Annotated in this window: 9 protein-coding genes; 7 read left to right on the top strand and 2 right to left on the bottom strand. The window is 51.3% G+C overall.

Annotated elements, in window-relative coordinates:
* From K7P01_RS29480 to K7P01_RS29465, 4 genes are all read left to right on the top strand, one after another.
* A complete protein-coding gene (locus K7P01_RS29480; protein ID WP_267298189.1) occupies positions 1-1,647 on the top strand; it encodes a SusD/RagB family nutrient-binding outer membrane lipoprotein in 1,647 nt (548 codons plus the stop codon).
* Positions 1,648-1,733: 86 nt separating this feature from the next.
* Entirely contained in the window at positions 1,734-3,113 is a 1,380-nt protein-coding gene (locus tag K7P01_RS29475) for a purple acid phosphatase family protein (RefSeq protein ID WP_267298188.1), read from the top strand.
* 58 nt (positions 3,114-3,171) lie between these two features.
* Positions 3,172-4,542, top strand: a complete 1,371-nt coding sequence (locus tag K7P01_RS29470) for a PhoPQ-activated pathogenicity-related family protein (protein WP_267298187.1) — start codon at positions 3,172-3,174, stop codon at positions 4,540-4,542.
* Positions 4,543-4,553: 11 nt separating this feature from the next.
* On the top strand, positions 4,554-5,402 hold the full coding sequence (locus tag K7P01_RS29465) for a glycerophosphodiester phosphodiesterase family protein (RefSeq protein ID WP_267298186.1): 849 nt from the start codon (positions 4,554-4,556) through the stop codon (positions 5,400-5,402).
* Positions 5,403-5,439: 37 nt separating this feature from the next.
* On the opposite strand, the gene K7P01_RS29460 is transcribed toward K7P01_RS29465, so the two are convergent.
* Together K7P01_RS29460 and K7P01_RS29455 are read right to left on the bottom strand one after the other, a co-directional pair.
* A complete protein-coding gene (locus K7P01_RS29460; RefSeq protein WP_267298185.1) occupies positions 5,440-6,618 on the bottom strand; it encodes an AraC family transcriptional regulator in 1,179 nt (392 codons plus the stop codon).
* 320 nt (positions 6,619-6,938) lie between these two features.
* Positions 6,939-8,156 (bottom strand): OmpA family protein, encoded by a 1,218-nt coding sequence (locus K7P01_RS29455; protein ID WP_267298184.1) that lies wholly within the window; start codon positions 8,154-8,156, stop codon positions 6,939-6,941.
* A 486-nt stretch (positions 8,157-8,642) separates the two neighbouring features.
* Between K7P01_RS29455 and K7P01_RS29450 the strand changes: the two genes are divergently transcribed.
* From K7P01_RS29450 to K7P01_RS29440, 3 genes are read left to right on the top strand one after another with little or no spacing between them, the layout of a single operon-like run.
* Positions 8,643-11,912: a SusC/RagA family TonB-linked outer membrane protein gene (locus K7P01_RS29450; protein ID WP_267298183.1), complete on the top strand. Its 3,270-nt coding sequence runs from the start codon at positions 8,643-8,645 to the stop codon at positions 11,910-11,912.
* A gap of 13 nt (positions 11,913-11,925) precedes the next feature.
* On the top strand, positions 11,926-13,863 hold the full coding sequence (locus K7P01_RS29445) for a RagB/SusD family nutrient uptake outer membrane protein (protein ID WP_267298182.1): 1,938 nt from the start codon (positions 11,926-11,928) through the stop codon (positions 13,861-13,863).
* Between the two features lie 24 nt (positions 13,864-13,887).
* The gene (locus K7P01_RS29440; RefSeq protein WP_267298181.1) at positions 13,888-15,177 is read left to right on the top strand and encodes a DUF5013 domain-containing protein; all 1,290 of its coding nucleotides are present in this window, start codon (positions 13,888-13,890) and stop codon (positions 15,175-15,177) included.
* The last annotated feature ends 10 nt before the right edge of the window (positions 15,178-15,187 follow it).

Below are 15,187 nucleotides of genomic sequence, written 5' to 3'. Positions count from 1 at the left end.
ATGAAACTTAAATATTTCGCAATAGGTATCCTGATGGTCTGTCTCTCGTGTGACGACCTGACAGAACTCAACGAAAATCCGAACGGCGTAGAACCCGGCGTAATCAATCCCAACCTGGTATTGCCCACCGTTGTGACGGAAGCATCGAAGCTATACCTCAACCTGGGTTTTGGAAACATTGCAGGTGTGATGCAGCATACGCAGTTGGACGCATGGTTCGACGAACATAACGATTATGCCTGGACGAATCAGAGCTGGACACCCTACTATGGCGTCTTGCGTGACAACAAAGTTTTATATGAGCGTTCTGCCGAGCTGGGCATGGAGTTTCATCAGGGTGTTTCACTGGTCATGAAGTCCATGACGTTTGGACTGATCACAGACTTGTGGGGAGACGCTCCCTACACCCATGCCCTGAACGGGGACCTGTCAGGCCTGGAGAATAAGCTGCCGGTATTCGATGATCAGGAGACGATCTATCGCGGCATTATCGCCGATCTGGAGACAGCCAATACGCTGCTGTCAAAAGACAAGCAAGAATATATCGGCCTGTACGAAGATGACGAGGTGCCATACGCATCGATGCATATGGATCCGGCGCTATGGCGAAAGATGGCCAACTCCCTGTTATTGCGTTATTATATGCGTATCTCCTCCAAGCTTCCGGATGTTTCCCGCCAGGGAATTGAGAAGATTTACGCGCATCCCGAAGAGTATCCGCTGATCACCTCCAGCGACGAGGACGCCACGATGTCCTATGCCGGCAATAGTGAGGGGGACTCCTGGCCGTCGAACGCGGTGTTCGATGCCAGCGGCAGTAACTACCGCCGGAACAGAATGTGTGCTACTCTCGTAGAGGTTTTGCAGGCATCGAACGATGCGCGACTCGGTGTATGGGCGAGCAAGGTGGAAATTCCACTGGTGGTCGATGCGGGGCTTCCCGAAGGTACTGATAAGATAGAGGACGGTGTGCGCTACCTGTCGCCCGACGTCGTAGGAGCAAAGTTGATTGATACCGACCCTGAGTATGTTGGGATACCGCCCAGTATTTCGAACCTACCTTCGGGCTACAATCTGAATCCTACACCTGGCCAAACGTCGAACAACCCTCACGTTTCTTACCTCAGCCCGATATACGCCGACGCTGCCGGCCCGCTGCTGAAAGCCAGGCTGATCTCTGCCGCCGAGGTACACTTTATCCTGGCCGAAGCTGCGTTGAAAGGTTGGGCCACGGGCACAGCAAACGAACACTATTTGGCAGGTATCCAGGCGTCGTTTGAGACGTGGGGTGTAGCCGACACGTACGACGACTATGTAACGCAACCTGACATTGTGCTGTCGGGTGATACCGACGAGCAGTTGGTAAAAGTAATGACGCAAAAATGGATCGCCAGTTGGTCGGCCACGACAGAGTCCTGGTTTGACTACCGTCGTACCGGCTTACCGGTTCTGGAAGCCGGGCCTGTCGCCGCAAGGGAAGTATTGCCAGTGCGATTTTATTACATGCAGGACGAGATCGAGATGAACGCCGCTAACACAGCAAAAGCCCTCGACCGATTGGAGAAAACGCAGTACACGCAAGCCGACGGCGCCAACAGCGCCTGGTCCAAGCCGTGGTTGTTGCAAGGAACTTCGAAGCCGTGGTAACATTTGTTTAATAGTTTACAGGTATGGCGGGGGCTATGGCTCCCGCTATTTTTTATACAATTTCATCGATTTAAATTCTGGTTTTCATGTATAAGAAATGGTTTGTAGCGCTGGCAGTGGTTTTCACGGTGTCGGCTGGCTTTGTCCGGTATATGTACGTACGCGGCGCGGATGCCGAGTATTACGACTACAGCGAGGAGCATCACGATCACACGCACGGCCATGCCGTTGTGCTACCCAACACGTTGCTGTTTCCCACGCCAGCGCCCGATCGGGTGATTCTGAATCTTTCGGAAACTCCAGAGACGTGCCTCGCCGTAAACTGGCGAACCGATACCACCGTGGTGACGGGTTTTGTGGAGTACGCGGTGGCAACGGCCGGGCCGGAGTTTCGCGACAAGGTCACGCGGTTGCCGGCGCAACGCGAGTATCTCCAGGTGCGGCGCGAAGAAGAGCCGGTGGTCACCGCGCATTACTTTTCGGCACGCCTGGAAAAACTTACGCCCGGTGAGCAATACGTATACCGCGTGGGGAATGAAGCCGCGTGGAGCGAGTGGTTCCAGGTGCGCATGCCCGATGCCGCGAACAACAAAATCTCCTTTCTCTATTTTGGCGACGCGCAGAACGACCTCAAGTCCATGTGGTCGCGTGTTATCCGGGAAGCTTACAAAACGGTGCCACAGGTTGACTTCATGTTGCACGCGGGCGACCTGATCAATCGCTTTGACCGTGACGTGGAGTGGGGCGAGTGGTTTTATGCTGGAAGTTATATTCACGCCACCGTGCCCAGCATGATGACACCCGGAAACCACGAGTACGGAAAGGGCGTGCAACTGTCGCCGCAGTGGCGCCGGCAGTTCAATTTACCACGCAATGGCCCCAAGGGTCTGGAAGAAACGTGCTATGCCGTGAACTATCAGAATCTGAAGGTGGTCTCGCTCGATGCTGAGCAAATTGATGAGTCGCCCGTATACCGCGAACAGCAGGCCGTATGGCTGGATTCTGTACTGACACACGACCCGCGCCCCTGGACGGCGATTACATTTCATTATCCCGTATTTTCAACCTCGCCCAATCGCGACAACGAAAACCTGCGCCGGCATTTTAAGCCGATTTTCGATAAACATCATGTCGATATCGTGCTGCAGGGTCACGACCATGCCTATGGCAGGGGGATGGTGAAAAACGTGCCGACGGGCTATAGCGTCAAAGACAAAACATCGGGTACGGTATACGTTGTGTCGGTTAGCGGCCCCAAGATGTATGAGCTGTCTAACGACCCGTGGATGCAGCGCAAAGCCCGCAACACACAACTGTTCCAGATCATTACCATCGAGGGAAATACATTGTCGTTCGGATCGTATACGGCCCGGGGTGAGTTGTACGACGCATTTGACCTGGTAAAATCGAAAAAGGGTGTCAATGAATTGGTGAACCGTATTCCGGATATCCCAGAACGATTGTAACGGATACTCCGGATAAACGTGCTACTTTTACGATGCCATACATACGAATGTCACTGCTATGATGAAAAACAAAGTACTGGCGGCTATTATCCTGATGCTGCTGACGATCTTATTCTTTGCGCAAAGTCTCCCGGCACAGTCCACCCTGAGCGCCGCCACGGCGCTGGAGGCCTATATTGGTAACGGTGATAAGTCGTACCGGTGGGAGGTGAAGGACACGTATACCCGGGGAACCGTCCAGGTATATAACCTGCGGTTGGTATCGCAGCAGTGGCATGAATATCAGTGGACTCATCAGCTTTCCCTGTTAGTACCAGCAGATTGCCGTCACGACGGAGCATTGTTTTTCATTACCGGTGGGGGAAATAAAAAAGGCGAACCCGAGTGGCGCGGTCCCGACGATAAGCTGACGTTAAGTCTCGGCGACATGGCGACCGCGAACCATGCGGTGGTCGCCATCCTGCGCCAGACTCCCAACCAGCCGTTGGTGGGAGATCTGACCGAAGACGCCCTGATCTCCTATACACTGCATCAGTTCAAAGAAGATGGCGACTACACCTGGCCATTGTTATTCCCGATGGTCAAAGGGGTGGTGCGCGCCATGGACGCGGTACAAGAGTTTTCCAGGAAAACGTTGCAGCGTGATATAAACCGGTTTGTGGTGACGGGTGCATCCAAACGTGGATGGACTACGTGGCTGGCCGGCGCCAGCGACAAACGGGTGGCGGCCATTGCCCCGATGGTGATCGACGTACTCAATATGCCGGTAAACCTGGACTACCAGGTCAAGATGCTGAAGGAATATAGCGTGCAGATTCAGGATTACGTCAAGCTGGGTATTCCGCAAACGGTTCATTCTGAAAAGGGAGACGCCATTACGGCGATGGTAGATCCCTATGCTTACCGTAAAAAACTGACGATGCCGAAGATGATCTTCATGGGGACGAACGACGAATACTGGACAGTTGACGCTGTGAAACATTACATCGACAGCATACCGGGCCGCAACTTTATACACTATGTACCGAATGTGGGACACGACCTGGGCGATAAGAAGCAAGCCTTTCAGGCGCTCAGCGCATTCCTGGGGATGACCCTGGCGCATCAGCCCTATCCGGCCTGCCAGTGGAATGTTACCCCCGGTAAAAAGGGCGTGACCCTAAGCATAACGGTAACACCGGATGCCCTGGTGGACGCCGTACTTTGGTCGGCGTCGTCGGACGATACGGATTTTAGAAACGATACCTGGAAGGGACAATCGCTGGGACTTAAAAAGAAAACCTCGGTGATTACCACGACGACGCCCTACCCGCAGAAGGGGTACCGGGCCTTTTACCTGGACCTGAAATACAAAGATCCCAAAGGCGGTGAATATACCGAAAGCACCCGTATGTTTGTGACGGATAACGACGAGGTATTCTTAAAATAAACAGCTGCGATATGAACGTGCGTGTTTTAGGGGTGGTGTATTGCGTATTTCTCTACTGGACCGATGTATCTGCCCAGCGAAGCATGGAAGCTATCCGCCAGGACTTCCGGAGTGCTACCAGTACAACGGTACTGGTGGCTGCCCACCGGGCGGTACACAATCGTTACCCTGAAAACTCCATTCCGGCAATCCGGGAGGGGATTCGGGTGGGAGTGGACATTGTGGAGATCGATGTGAAGGTATCCCGAGATGGTGTGCCGTTCCTGCTGCACGATCATACCCTCGACCGCACCACCACGGGTAAAGGCGAGGCCGAGGCGCTCACCTGGAAACAGCTGCAAGAGCTTTTCCTTGTCGACAAGGGCCGGAGAACATCGCTCAAAATCCCGTCGCTGCAAGAAGCGCTGGAGACAGCCGCCGGACATGTGCTGGTAGACCTGGACCTGAAGACCGACAACATAACGCCTATCCTGGCTGTTGTCAAAAAAACGGCCACAGAGGATATTGTCTTCTTCTTCGACTCGGACTATGCCATGCTTCGCCGTATTCAACGGGCGGACGATAAGCTCATGGTGATGCCGCGGGTGCACAACGATGCCGAGACCGACTCTGCGCTGGTCTTCGACCCACCGGCAGTACACATCGACTTTACCTGTTATACCGAACAGGTCACGCAACGTATACGAGACAGTTTTGCCCGCACGTGGATTAACGCCCTCGGCGACCTCGACGACGATTTGCGTAAAGGCCGCGAAAGACGTGCGTTAAAGGCGTTGCTCGAGCACGGCGCGAACATTGTGCAGACAGACGAGCCCGCGTTGTTGCTGACCATACTTCGCAAGAACGACCTGCACCCATAACAAAGCTGCCTTTCAAATAAAAGGACGGATTTACATGCTACGCCGTAGCGCCTTGTTTCGCCAACATATATTTTTTGCGATACTCCATCGGTGTAACACCTTTGATTTGTTTGAACTGTCTTGCAATGTTCTTGCTGTCGCTTAGTCCCAGGTCGAGCGCAATCTCGAAAATGGTCATGTCCGTTTCCAGTAGCTTTTGTGTAAAACGTTCGATGCGCTGGTGATAGATATATTCGTAGACGGGATACCCGGTAATCTGGATAAAACGTTTTTCGAGCGACCGGCGGGATAGCGGCACTTCTTTTAGCACCTGTTCCACATTGAGGTTTTTGTCCAGATTATCGTGTATATATTTCAGCGCGTTAACAATGTATTTGTCCTGACTGGCAAAGATGTCGGTCGACTGCCGGGAAATTACCTGTGTCGGCCGTACCACGATGTCAGGGCCGGAACAGGTGCCTGCACGGATCATTTGCTCCATGACACGAGCGGCATCGTAACCGCTTTTTTCCGTGTCGAGGCCGATGCTCGAAAGAGGTGGGTCGGAGAGGTTGCAGACCATCTCGTCGTTGTCCACACCCAGCACGGCCATGTCTTCGGGAATACGTATGCCCGCGTGGCGCGCAGCCTCGGTAATATGATGACCCTGGTTGTCATCGCAGGTCATCAGCGCTATTGGTGTGGGCAGTGACCGGAGCCACTGAATCAGCACGGAGGGCTTATAATACCACACATCCGCCGGAGCGCCTTCGTTATGCTCATAGTAATGTACCATATGGCCCGCCTGCCGCAGACGCTCTTCAAAACCCTCGGCACGCTCACGTGACCAGACGATGTGCTGGAAGCCGTAGAAGGCGAAATGGCTAAATCCTTTTTTTAGAAAATACTCAGCACCTATTCTCCCCGCTTCGTGGTAGTCGCCGGTGATATTGGGGATGTCCGTAAAACGTTCTTTGAAGTCCTGGGCCAGCACCGGAATTCCCGCCCGGGTGAATTTCTGAATCTCTTCAGTATGATAGAACTGGCCGATGATGCCGTGCGCTCCCCATTCACGGGCCCATTGCAGTATGCCATCGATGCCGAGGTGCTCACGGAAGTATGCGGGCATACGACAAAAAGCCCAGGGACCGTGATCTTTCGAGTAGCGGGTGATGCCGCGGAGCAAGCTCTTGCCATACTCCTCGCCGAAATCGCATAGTAGAATGATCTTGATCATAAGTATTATTATTAATGGTTTGGTAAAATCCTAATACTGATGTCATGTTATCCAACGTGTATATTCGCTCGAAACGGTTGGTTTATAAAATATACTAATTTAAACGGAGTTCTTTTCGCGTTCACCGCGGCGGATGTGGGCGTTGTGGTGGGCATAGTACAAAGAAAAGACAGGTGGCAGGTGCCGCCGCTGTAAGAGCATGCGATGTGAACCGTCCCCGGGCATAAAGGAAGATTTTTCCTGTGTCGTGGGCGTAATGGCTGTGTGAATATTGTATTAACTTACATCGGCATGGCTATCCGAAAGAATCGAAGACTTCCTTAGTTTTTCAGAATCTCTACTTCTATCCGGTCGTTAGCAGCAGCCTGTTCATAGACAGCCAACTGGGCGCCATAGCCTTTGGTACTGATGCGCGCAGCGTCAATGCCTTTGCTGACGAGGTATGCCTTCACGGCTTCGGCGCGAAGTCTCGACAGTTCCTTACCTGATCCATGGCTGGTGGCGTTGGTGGCAGGATCCGGTGCAAAGAAGTTGGTCGTTGTGCCCAGTGTTGTTATGTCGCCACGCTCGTTGCTGTGGGTGTGACCGTACAAGCGAACCCGAAAGCGGGGATTGCCCATCAGGTTTACAAGCTGGAGAAGCTCGTCCTCAGATGCCGGCGTGAAGATGGCAGTGTGATCAAAAAATTTAACGTTCTCGAGTTCTATATAGTCACCTGGGGCTACAGGCACAAGCTTGATAGGAATAACGCGCTCTCCTGCAGCGCCGGGGTTGTCGTAGGGTATGGTCCGTTTAGCAAGCTTGTAACCTACCACATGGCAGACAATTGTCACTTTGCCCGATGTCGGCGGAGGTATAATAACTTTTTCGTCGGAGGCGATGCGCTGCGGCTGTGTGCCGGCTTCCTGCATAAGGTAAACAGGGCCGGAAACGGCGGTATTATCGGCACCGGTCGTAAGCCGGAAGATAAATTCTTTGCCTGCCGGTTTAGCCGGTGTGGTTTCGATAGCAGGCCTGGCGGCCACAGTACTCCCTGCAGGGTCTGTTGCTCCTGCTTCTGCTGCCGGTGGGCCGGACTGGTTTGTGGCGATGACGTTGGGACTAGGCCCAGCTTCGTTACCCGGCGCGGCACCCTCCGAGGGCAAAGGACCGGCGCCTGTTTCTGCATCATATTCTGCGATAGCCTGGGCCTCAATGGCTGTGTTTCCTTCGAGTGGGCCCTGGTAGATCCAGGTTCCTGTGAACTCGGACTCCAGGCGTAACCGGTAGGCTAGCTGTCGTGCACGCTGCGGATCGGCGGTAACCTGCACGTATACATAGTAAAGGTTGCGGACGGGATTGAACGCATATCGCGCCGGATAGTTCCTGGTGAGCACTTGCTCTGTGAACCGCTCGGCATTCTTATGAACAGCAAAACCGCCGACAACCACATAATAGGTTTCGGACTGATTCTGGGCCTGGGCTATGCCGGATGTAACGGAAGCGATCAGGATAAGGAGATTCCGCAGAGCGGTAGAGGAGGGTCGACCTATAGACATAGAGGGGCGAATGTAAATCGAAAAACAAATAAAACCAGCGACATATTATTCCTTTTGACTGTTTTATAACAGGAAGGAGATACAGATACGAAGAGTTGACCGGCAATCCGCTTAAAATTGGCGCACCGCTCTTTTTAAGTCTATATTAATTCATGTCTCAGCTTCATTTCCTCAGGGAGCATCAGGTTTCCGACAAATTTCAGTCGGAGTTTGTAACAACTCGCACGAACATTCGCAGCCGGCATCGTCCAATGTAATGGCGTGCATTCTATTTTCGACCTTTCGCGAGATCGATTCCAATCATCCCACCCCATCGTTTTTGAAAATTTTCAAAAAAACTACGGCATTAATGAGTTAACAGCCGAATTAATAGGGATTTAAGAGGAAATTAATTGAACTGCCCTAGGTTTGACTTGCTGCTAACGATTGAATCATCAATCGCAAACGGTAACAGTAATCTTAACCAAAACCTAAATGTTCAATTCTATGGGTAAAATCTACCTGCTTTTTTCCCTGGCCTGGTGTGCTTTAGCCTCGGCGCAGGCGGCGTCAGTCAAGGGAACCGAGGCTTCTTTATGGGGGAATAAACATGCTGAAGGGCAACGAACCGTTGCCATTTCGACGGCAAGCGACGGGGCCTTCCGGGCAACTGGAGGGGTGAAGAGTGAAGGAACCGATGCGGTAATTCCGCAAGGCAGACAAATTACCGGTACAGTGAACGACGAGACCGGTGCAGGACTTCCCGGCGTGAGCGTTATCATCGAGGGGTCGACCGGTGGGACAGTGACTGATGCCGACGGAAAATTTGCCATTGTAGTCCCGTCAGACGAATCCGTGCTGGTGTTCAGCTTTATAGGATATGTTATGCAGAAAGTTTCGGTCGGCGCCCTTTCGGTGGTCGACGTTTCTATGGAGGCCGACGTTACAAGCCTCGGCGAAGTGGTGGTCATGGGGTACAGCACACAGAAAAGAGCAACGTTGACCGGAGCTGTATCGATAATCGATAACAAGGATATCGTCCGAACCAAAAACGAGAACGTACTGAACGCATTGACCGGTAAACTACCCGGCGTCCGAATCGTCCAAAAGAGCGCAGCGCCGGGTGCCTATGACACCCAAATCGATATTCGGGGTATGGGCGATCCGTTGTTTGTGATTGATGGTATTGTTCGCGACAAAGACTTTTTCGCGCGCATGAGCTCGGAAGAAATTGAAAACGTAACCATCCTGAAAGACGGCTCCGCAGCCGTCTACGGCCTACGGGCAGCCAACGGTGTGGTCGTGGTCACCACCAAAAAGGGGATTTCAAACCCGGACGGAAAGGTGGATGTCACCTTGAATAGCAGTACTTCCTGGCAGCAATTTCTGTATGTACCGAAAAGCGTCAACGCCGTGGATTATATGACGTTGAGAAACGAACAGGTTGCGCAGGACTTTGGAAGAAGCTATTTCGAGCGGGCAAACCCGATCTACACAGAGGAGCAGATCGAGGAATACCGTAACGGGACTAAAAAATCTTATGATTGGTTTGATGAGGTGTTTCACAAGACCACCCCGCAAACGGAAACCAACCTGAGTGTAAACGGCGGAGGTGAGAAGATGCGCTACTACTTCAACCTCGGCTACAACAAGCAGATGGGGTCGTATAAAAGTAATGACTACTACTCATCACGTTGGAACATGCGGACCAATATCGATGCGCAGATCACAAAAAGATTGAGCGCGCGTGTTTCGTTAGGCGCAATCATGGTCGACACGCACCAACCGAACGGAACAGGATGGACCACCTATAAGTTAACCTGGTTGACCCGCCCGGACGCTTCTTTTTATGCTAACGATAACCCCTTATATCCAAATGGAGATTCCGAATTCCTGAATGAAGGCGCCAACATGATTACGCAGACCGATGCTGACTATGTGGGCTACAACATTACCAAGGATAGAAGGTACAATGGGACACTGACACTCGAATATGAGATTCCCGGAATAGACGGATTGTCGGCAAAAGGCATCTATGATTATTCCCCGAGCCTACCGGATTTTACCACCTACAAGCGTGCGTACACATTGTATCGCTATAATGAGGACACGGATACGTATAGCCCGATTCAGCGAAATACACCTTCGGATATCACAAGAAGCGTCAATCTTAACTACAGCACGAACATGCAGTTGGGATTGCACTATAACCACACCTTTGCAGGTGATCATAACGTAGGTAGCTTTCTTATTTACGAAGAACGATACAATGCCTGGGACGGTATCAATGCTTATCGCGAGCTATTTGTAGATTCTGAATATTTATTTGCCGGTGAAGATAAAAATCAACGCGCTACCGAAGGAGACATAGGTGACCAGGCGAGTAAGTCGCTGATCGGTTCCCTGAACTATGATTTCAGAGGTAAGTATTTGCTTGATTTCAAATTTCGGTACGATGGATCCTCACGCTTTCCGGAGGGCAACCGGTTTGGATTCTTCCCTTCGATTTCACTGGGATGGCGCTTGAGCGAGGAAAGTTTCATCAAAGACAACTTTGAGTTTCTTGATAACCTGAAGATCAGAGGCTCGTACGGAGAAATGGCGAATGACGCCATTGCCGGAGTGTATCCTCCTGCGACAGGTTACGGGTTAAATGGCAACGAGTACGGATGGTACTATGGCGGCTCGTTAACCGGCGGTGTATCGGCGCAGAGTATCCCGAACCCGAATTTGACATGGTATAATGCGAAAGCATATAACATCGGCCTCGATTTTGGATTGCTTAGTCAAAAGCTGAGCGGCAGTGTAGACGTTTATAAGCGTGACCTTACCGGCATACTGGCCACCAGCGCTGCCGTCATCCCCGGTACTGTAGGCGCCAGCTTACCCCAGGAAAACCTGAATAGCGAGCGTAACTTCGGTTATGAGATATCCTTGCGCTATACGAATACCTTTAAGGACATCAATTACTATGTAGGCGGTCAGCTTTCTGCTACAAAGCGCAGAAGGACCAGTTGGCTGGAAACGCCTGCCGGCAACTCATATGACAAGTGGAGAAACCGTACCAGCGGACGTAACACCGATATCTGGTGGGGTAACGAATCTCAAACACAGTTCACCAGCTACGAGCAAATCCAGAACTATGGACTTCCCGTGGGGCAAAATACCTTGCCCGGCGACTGGGTGCTAAACGACTGGAATGAAGATGGCGTGATCAACGATCAGGATCAGCACCCGATAGCCTCCATAGGTCGCCCCGTATTTAACTACGGCATTTCACTTGGAGGAACCTGGAAAGGACTCGACCTGGCGTTAGATTTTCAAGGTGCGTGGGGTGTTTATGTTCAGTACTCTGAAGTACTGACAGAAGCATTACCGTTCGGCGGACAAAATACATTGGACTATTTTATGGACCGGTGGCGTCCGGCAGACCCCAATGCGGACTATTTTAATCCCAGCACGCAATGGATCTCTGGGTATTACCCCGTTACCGGTCACGACGGTCGTCGCACAGGTACCAACGGTGTTCAGAATGCCTCCTATATGCGTTTGAAGACAGCACAGATCGGTTATACTCTTCCCTATGCATGGACATCGAAAATTAAGATGAAAAATCTGCGACTCTATGTAAGTGGATACAACCTGCTTACGTTTACCGGACTTGAAAACATCGATCCCGAACGTCCCACATCCGGGGGCACAGGTGCCGAATCTGTCGAATTCTACAACTATCCTGTGAATAAGACCTATACCATTGGTGCAACTGTCAAATTCTGAAAAGAACTGAGCTATGAAAAAACAATATTTAATATATATAACACTTCTGTGCGCGGTAATCTTCTCGTGTCAGGATTTGAACCTGGAGCCGAAGGGCATATTGGGGGAACCGGAGCTCTTTGGTAATGAGAATGGCGTGAAGAAGTACTTCGCGGGTATTTATAATAATCTTCCAATAGAAGACTTCCTGTACTACGGAACAAATTCAAACACAGCGTACCGCCCGGACAATTACTGGGAGGCGGGTAAAAACAGCCAGGGAAATATGAGTGGCGAGTTTTTCAATACGTGGGTGCTGCCCGACAACGATGGGTTCGCGTATTGGCCGTACGACCGTATTCGCGACGTGAATACGTTTATCCAGAACTTCCCCAAATACAAGGAGAACTATACGGACGACGTATATAACAAACTGTTGGGTGAAGCGCATTTCTTACGTGCGTTCTATTACTTCGGCCTGGTGAAGCGTTATGGTGGGGTTCCCATCATTAAAGATATCCAGGATCCGCTGGCGGGCGCCGAAGTCCTGGAAGTTCCCCGCAATACCGAATATGACACCTGGAAGTTTATCTACGAAGACCTGACGTTTGCTATTGCCAACATGGGAACGAAGGTGGATGAAACCGGTCGGGCGAACAAGTATGTCGCTGCCGCGCTATTATCGCGTACCATGCTTTATGCAGGGTCTATTGCAAAATATAGCGAGTCCTTGGGCTTCCAGGGTGAAGCGGCCACAAGTGCCGGCATGGCCGGTATGGATGCTTCAAAAGCCGATGAGTTTTTCCAGTACTGCGTAGACGCCGGAGCCGTTGTGGAATCAGGTCCTTTTGCGCTGTATACCCGGGGCTATCCCGATAAGGCAAAGAACTTTGCCGATCTTTTCCTGGATGGAACATCTTCCGAGAATATTTTTATCAAAGACTACGATATAACGTCTCCTGGCAATACCCGTTTGCGCCATACCTACGATGCATTGATGTCTCCTTCGCCCGATATGTCGTCGTTTGTTGGCGCGGAAAGCTATCCGCCGCTGGATTTCATGGAACTGTATGATATGCCTGACATTGTTAACCCGGACGGAACACCGGTTCGTTTTGACAATCGTAGCGATATCCGGAACGGCATGGAGCCACGTGCACGCGGTACCATGTATTTTGACGGTGATGAGCTACGCGGCAAGGCCTTCAGTATTCAGCGCGGCATTTACAAAAACTTCGATGTATTGGCGTCAGATGCGGACTTCGGTAGCGGTCTGGCACCGATTAACAGTGCGGCGAACCGTCTGTTAGGTGGCAGAGGTCAGGTGACAAAAATCGATGGTGTCGACTATACGATCGCAGGCGCACATGGAAATTTTGAAGATCAGGGCGGCGAGAACAACGGTTGGGGATCGGCTTTCATTCGCAAGTATGTGGATCCGACGTTAGCAGCAAGTGACGTTCAGGTGTATCGCAGCAGCCAGCATTGGGTTGTATTTCGCCTGGGTGAAATCTACCTGAATTCTGCTGAAGCCCTGTATGAGCTGGGTAAGAGAGACGAGGCCTTCAATTATATTGAGAAAATCCGCGAGCGTGCCGGCGCCCAGGTCACCCGTCCTGCCATCGACGTGTCGACATCGAATATTGGCACCATCAACAAGGCAAACTATTCGTATTCTATCGAGGCATCCTTGCAATTCATCCGCGATGAACGCGCGCGCGAGCTCTACGGTGAGAATCACTGGTGGTGGGATCTTCGCCGGTGGAGAACAGCCGACCAGGTGTTGAATCAGTTCCGTCACCGCGTGCTGAGCTGTTACTACGTGTACGACGAGGGCAAGTATATTTACCTCGACGAGTTTAACCGGATCAACCGCGCCTGGACAGCCTCTAAACAATGCTATTATGAACCGATTCCCTGGGGTGAGATTGGTAAGAACAACAAACTCCTGCCACAGAATCCGCTTTATTAATTGTTAACCATTGAGATGAATACTATGAAAAAGATACTATATGTAGTGCTCGGCGTACTAATGATGTCGGTTACCGCGTGTATGGAGGTCGACAACTGGGACGAACCCGATGCGCGGGTTTATGGTCGGGTAATTGACGCCTATACAGGGGAGAATTTGCTGACCTCACAAGGAGATTGGGGAATTCGCATCTGGGAGAGAACCTGGAACGAGTCAGAGCCCACGTCCCAATCACTGGCTGTGAAGCAGGACGGATCGTATAATAATAGTAAACTTTTTGGCGGCACATACGATATGCTTCCGTATGGTGGTCCCTTCTGGCCGGTGGATACCCTGCAGGATGTCGTATTCGGTGGAAGTACCGAACAGGATATTACCGTTACACCCTACTTGCAAGTCCTCGGCTTTGAATATTCCCTGGATGGTTTAAAACTAACCTTAAGCTGCGTATTGAAGGCCCCGATTCGTCAGGGACTCCCGAACCTGATTGAGGTGAAGCCTTTCTTAAGCCTCAGCCAGTTTTGCGGAGCGACGAATTTTATTGATATGAAGGAGTATAATGACAGGAGGATGCAATACAACAAATCCTGGACGGAAGCTTTTGGTGACGTTGATGAGAGTACGGTTATTCACATAGGTCCCCTGCCAGTCAAAGCAGGCTATACGTACTACGTGCGCCTGGGAGCTAATGTCAATGATGCCAACAAGAAGTATAACTATTCTGAGATCATTAAAGTAGTGGTGCCGGCAGATGCTCAGAACGATCCGAATGCAATCCCTGATTTTAAGAACGGAACATATCCCTTTGCCAAAGCGGATTGGGATGGCACGCGGTGGGGTAATTTGGCTGACTGGAAAACCAACGCGGCCATGCGGAATCGGGACGGCAGAGGTGGATACGACGGTGGCTGGGAAGGTGCGGCAAATGATAAGAAAAGCCTGGGATTTGAACATTGGAACGCCGGTGAAATGGCTATCGTAAACGGTAAGCTTTATCAAACATTCGACCTCCCTGTTGCGGGCACATATCGGTTTACCATGAGCCTGGCGGGCGATAACCCCATTAAAACAAATGGCGGCACCGATCCGCGATATATCGTGGCCGCACTTGGCGAAGACCTCCCGGATATCGAAAACATAGCGACGGCGCTCGCCTCTGCCAGCTTTGTCGGTCTGAATCCTGATACCGGTATCGCGACGATCGATTTTACGATCGATGGCCCTAAAAAGGTATCGGCTGGTTTTCTCGTCAGCTTTACTGGTAACGAGCAAAATGTGAGGGCGTCCTCTGTGAAACTGGAAAAGATAAATTAGGTCGTAGTTT

Origin of the sequence: Parachryseolinea silvisoli (assembly GCF_021190955.1) — a bacterium.
GTDB lineage: Bacteria > Bacteroidota > Bacteroidia > Cytophagales > Cyclobacteriaceae > Ohtaekwangia > Ohtaekwangia silvisoli.
The sequence above is the reverse complement of the archived record's forward strand: the minus strand, read 5'-3'. Positions and strand labels throughout refer to the sequence as shown.

Excerpts from the sequence above, each read along its gene's own strand:
- K7P01_RS29480 (WP_267298189.1), top strand. The coding sequence starts at position 1 with ATGAAACTTAAATATTTCGCAATAGGTATCCTGATGGTCTGTCTCTCG.
- K7P01_RS29475 (WP_267298188.1), top strand. The coding sequence starts at position 1,734 with ATGTATAAGAAATGGTTTGTAGCGCTGGCAGTGGTTTTCACGGTGTCG.
- K7P01_RS29470 (WP_267298187.1), top strand. The coding sequence starts at position 3,172 with ATGATGAAAAACAAAGTACTGGCGGCTATTATCCTGATGCTGCTGACG.
- K7P01_RS29465 (WP_267298186.1), top strand. The coding sequence starts at position 4,554 with ATGAACGTGCGTGTTTTAGGGGTGGTGTATTGCGTATTTCTCTACTGG.
- K7P01_RS29460 (WP_267298185.1), bottom strand. The coding sequence starts at position 6,618 with ATGATCAAGATCATTCTACTATGCGATTTCGGCGAGGAGTATGGCAAG.
- K7P01_RS29455 (WP_267298184.1), bottom strand. The coding sequence starts at position 8,156 with ATGTCTATAGGTCGACCCTCCTCTACCGCTCTGCGGAATCTCCTTATC.
- K7P01_RS29450 (WP_267298183.1), top strand. The coding sequence starts at position 8,643 with ATGGGTAAAATCTACCTGCTTTTTTCCCTGGCCTGGTGTGCTTTAGCC.
- K7P01_RS29445 (WP_267298182.1), top strand. The coding sequence starts at position 11,926 with ATGAAAAAACAATATTTAATATATATAACACTTCTGTGCGCGGTAATC.
- K7P01_RS29440 (WP_267298181.1), top strand. The coding sequence starts at position 13,888 with ATGAAAAAGATACTATATGTAGTGCTCGGCGTACTAATGATGTCGGTT.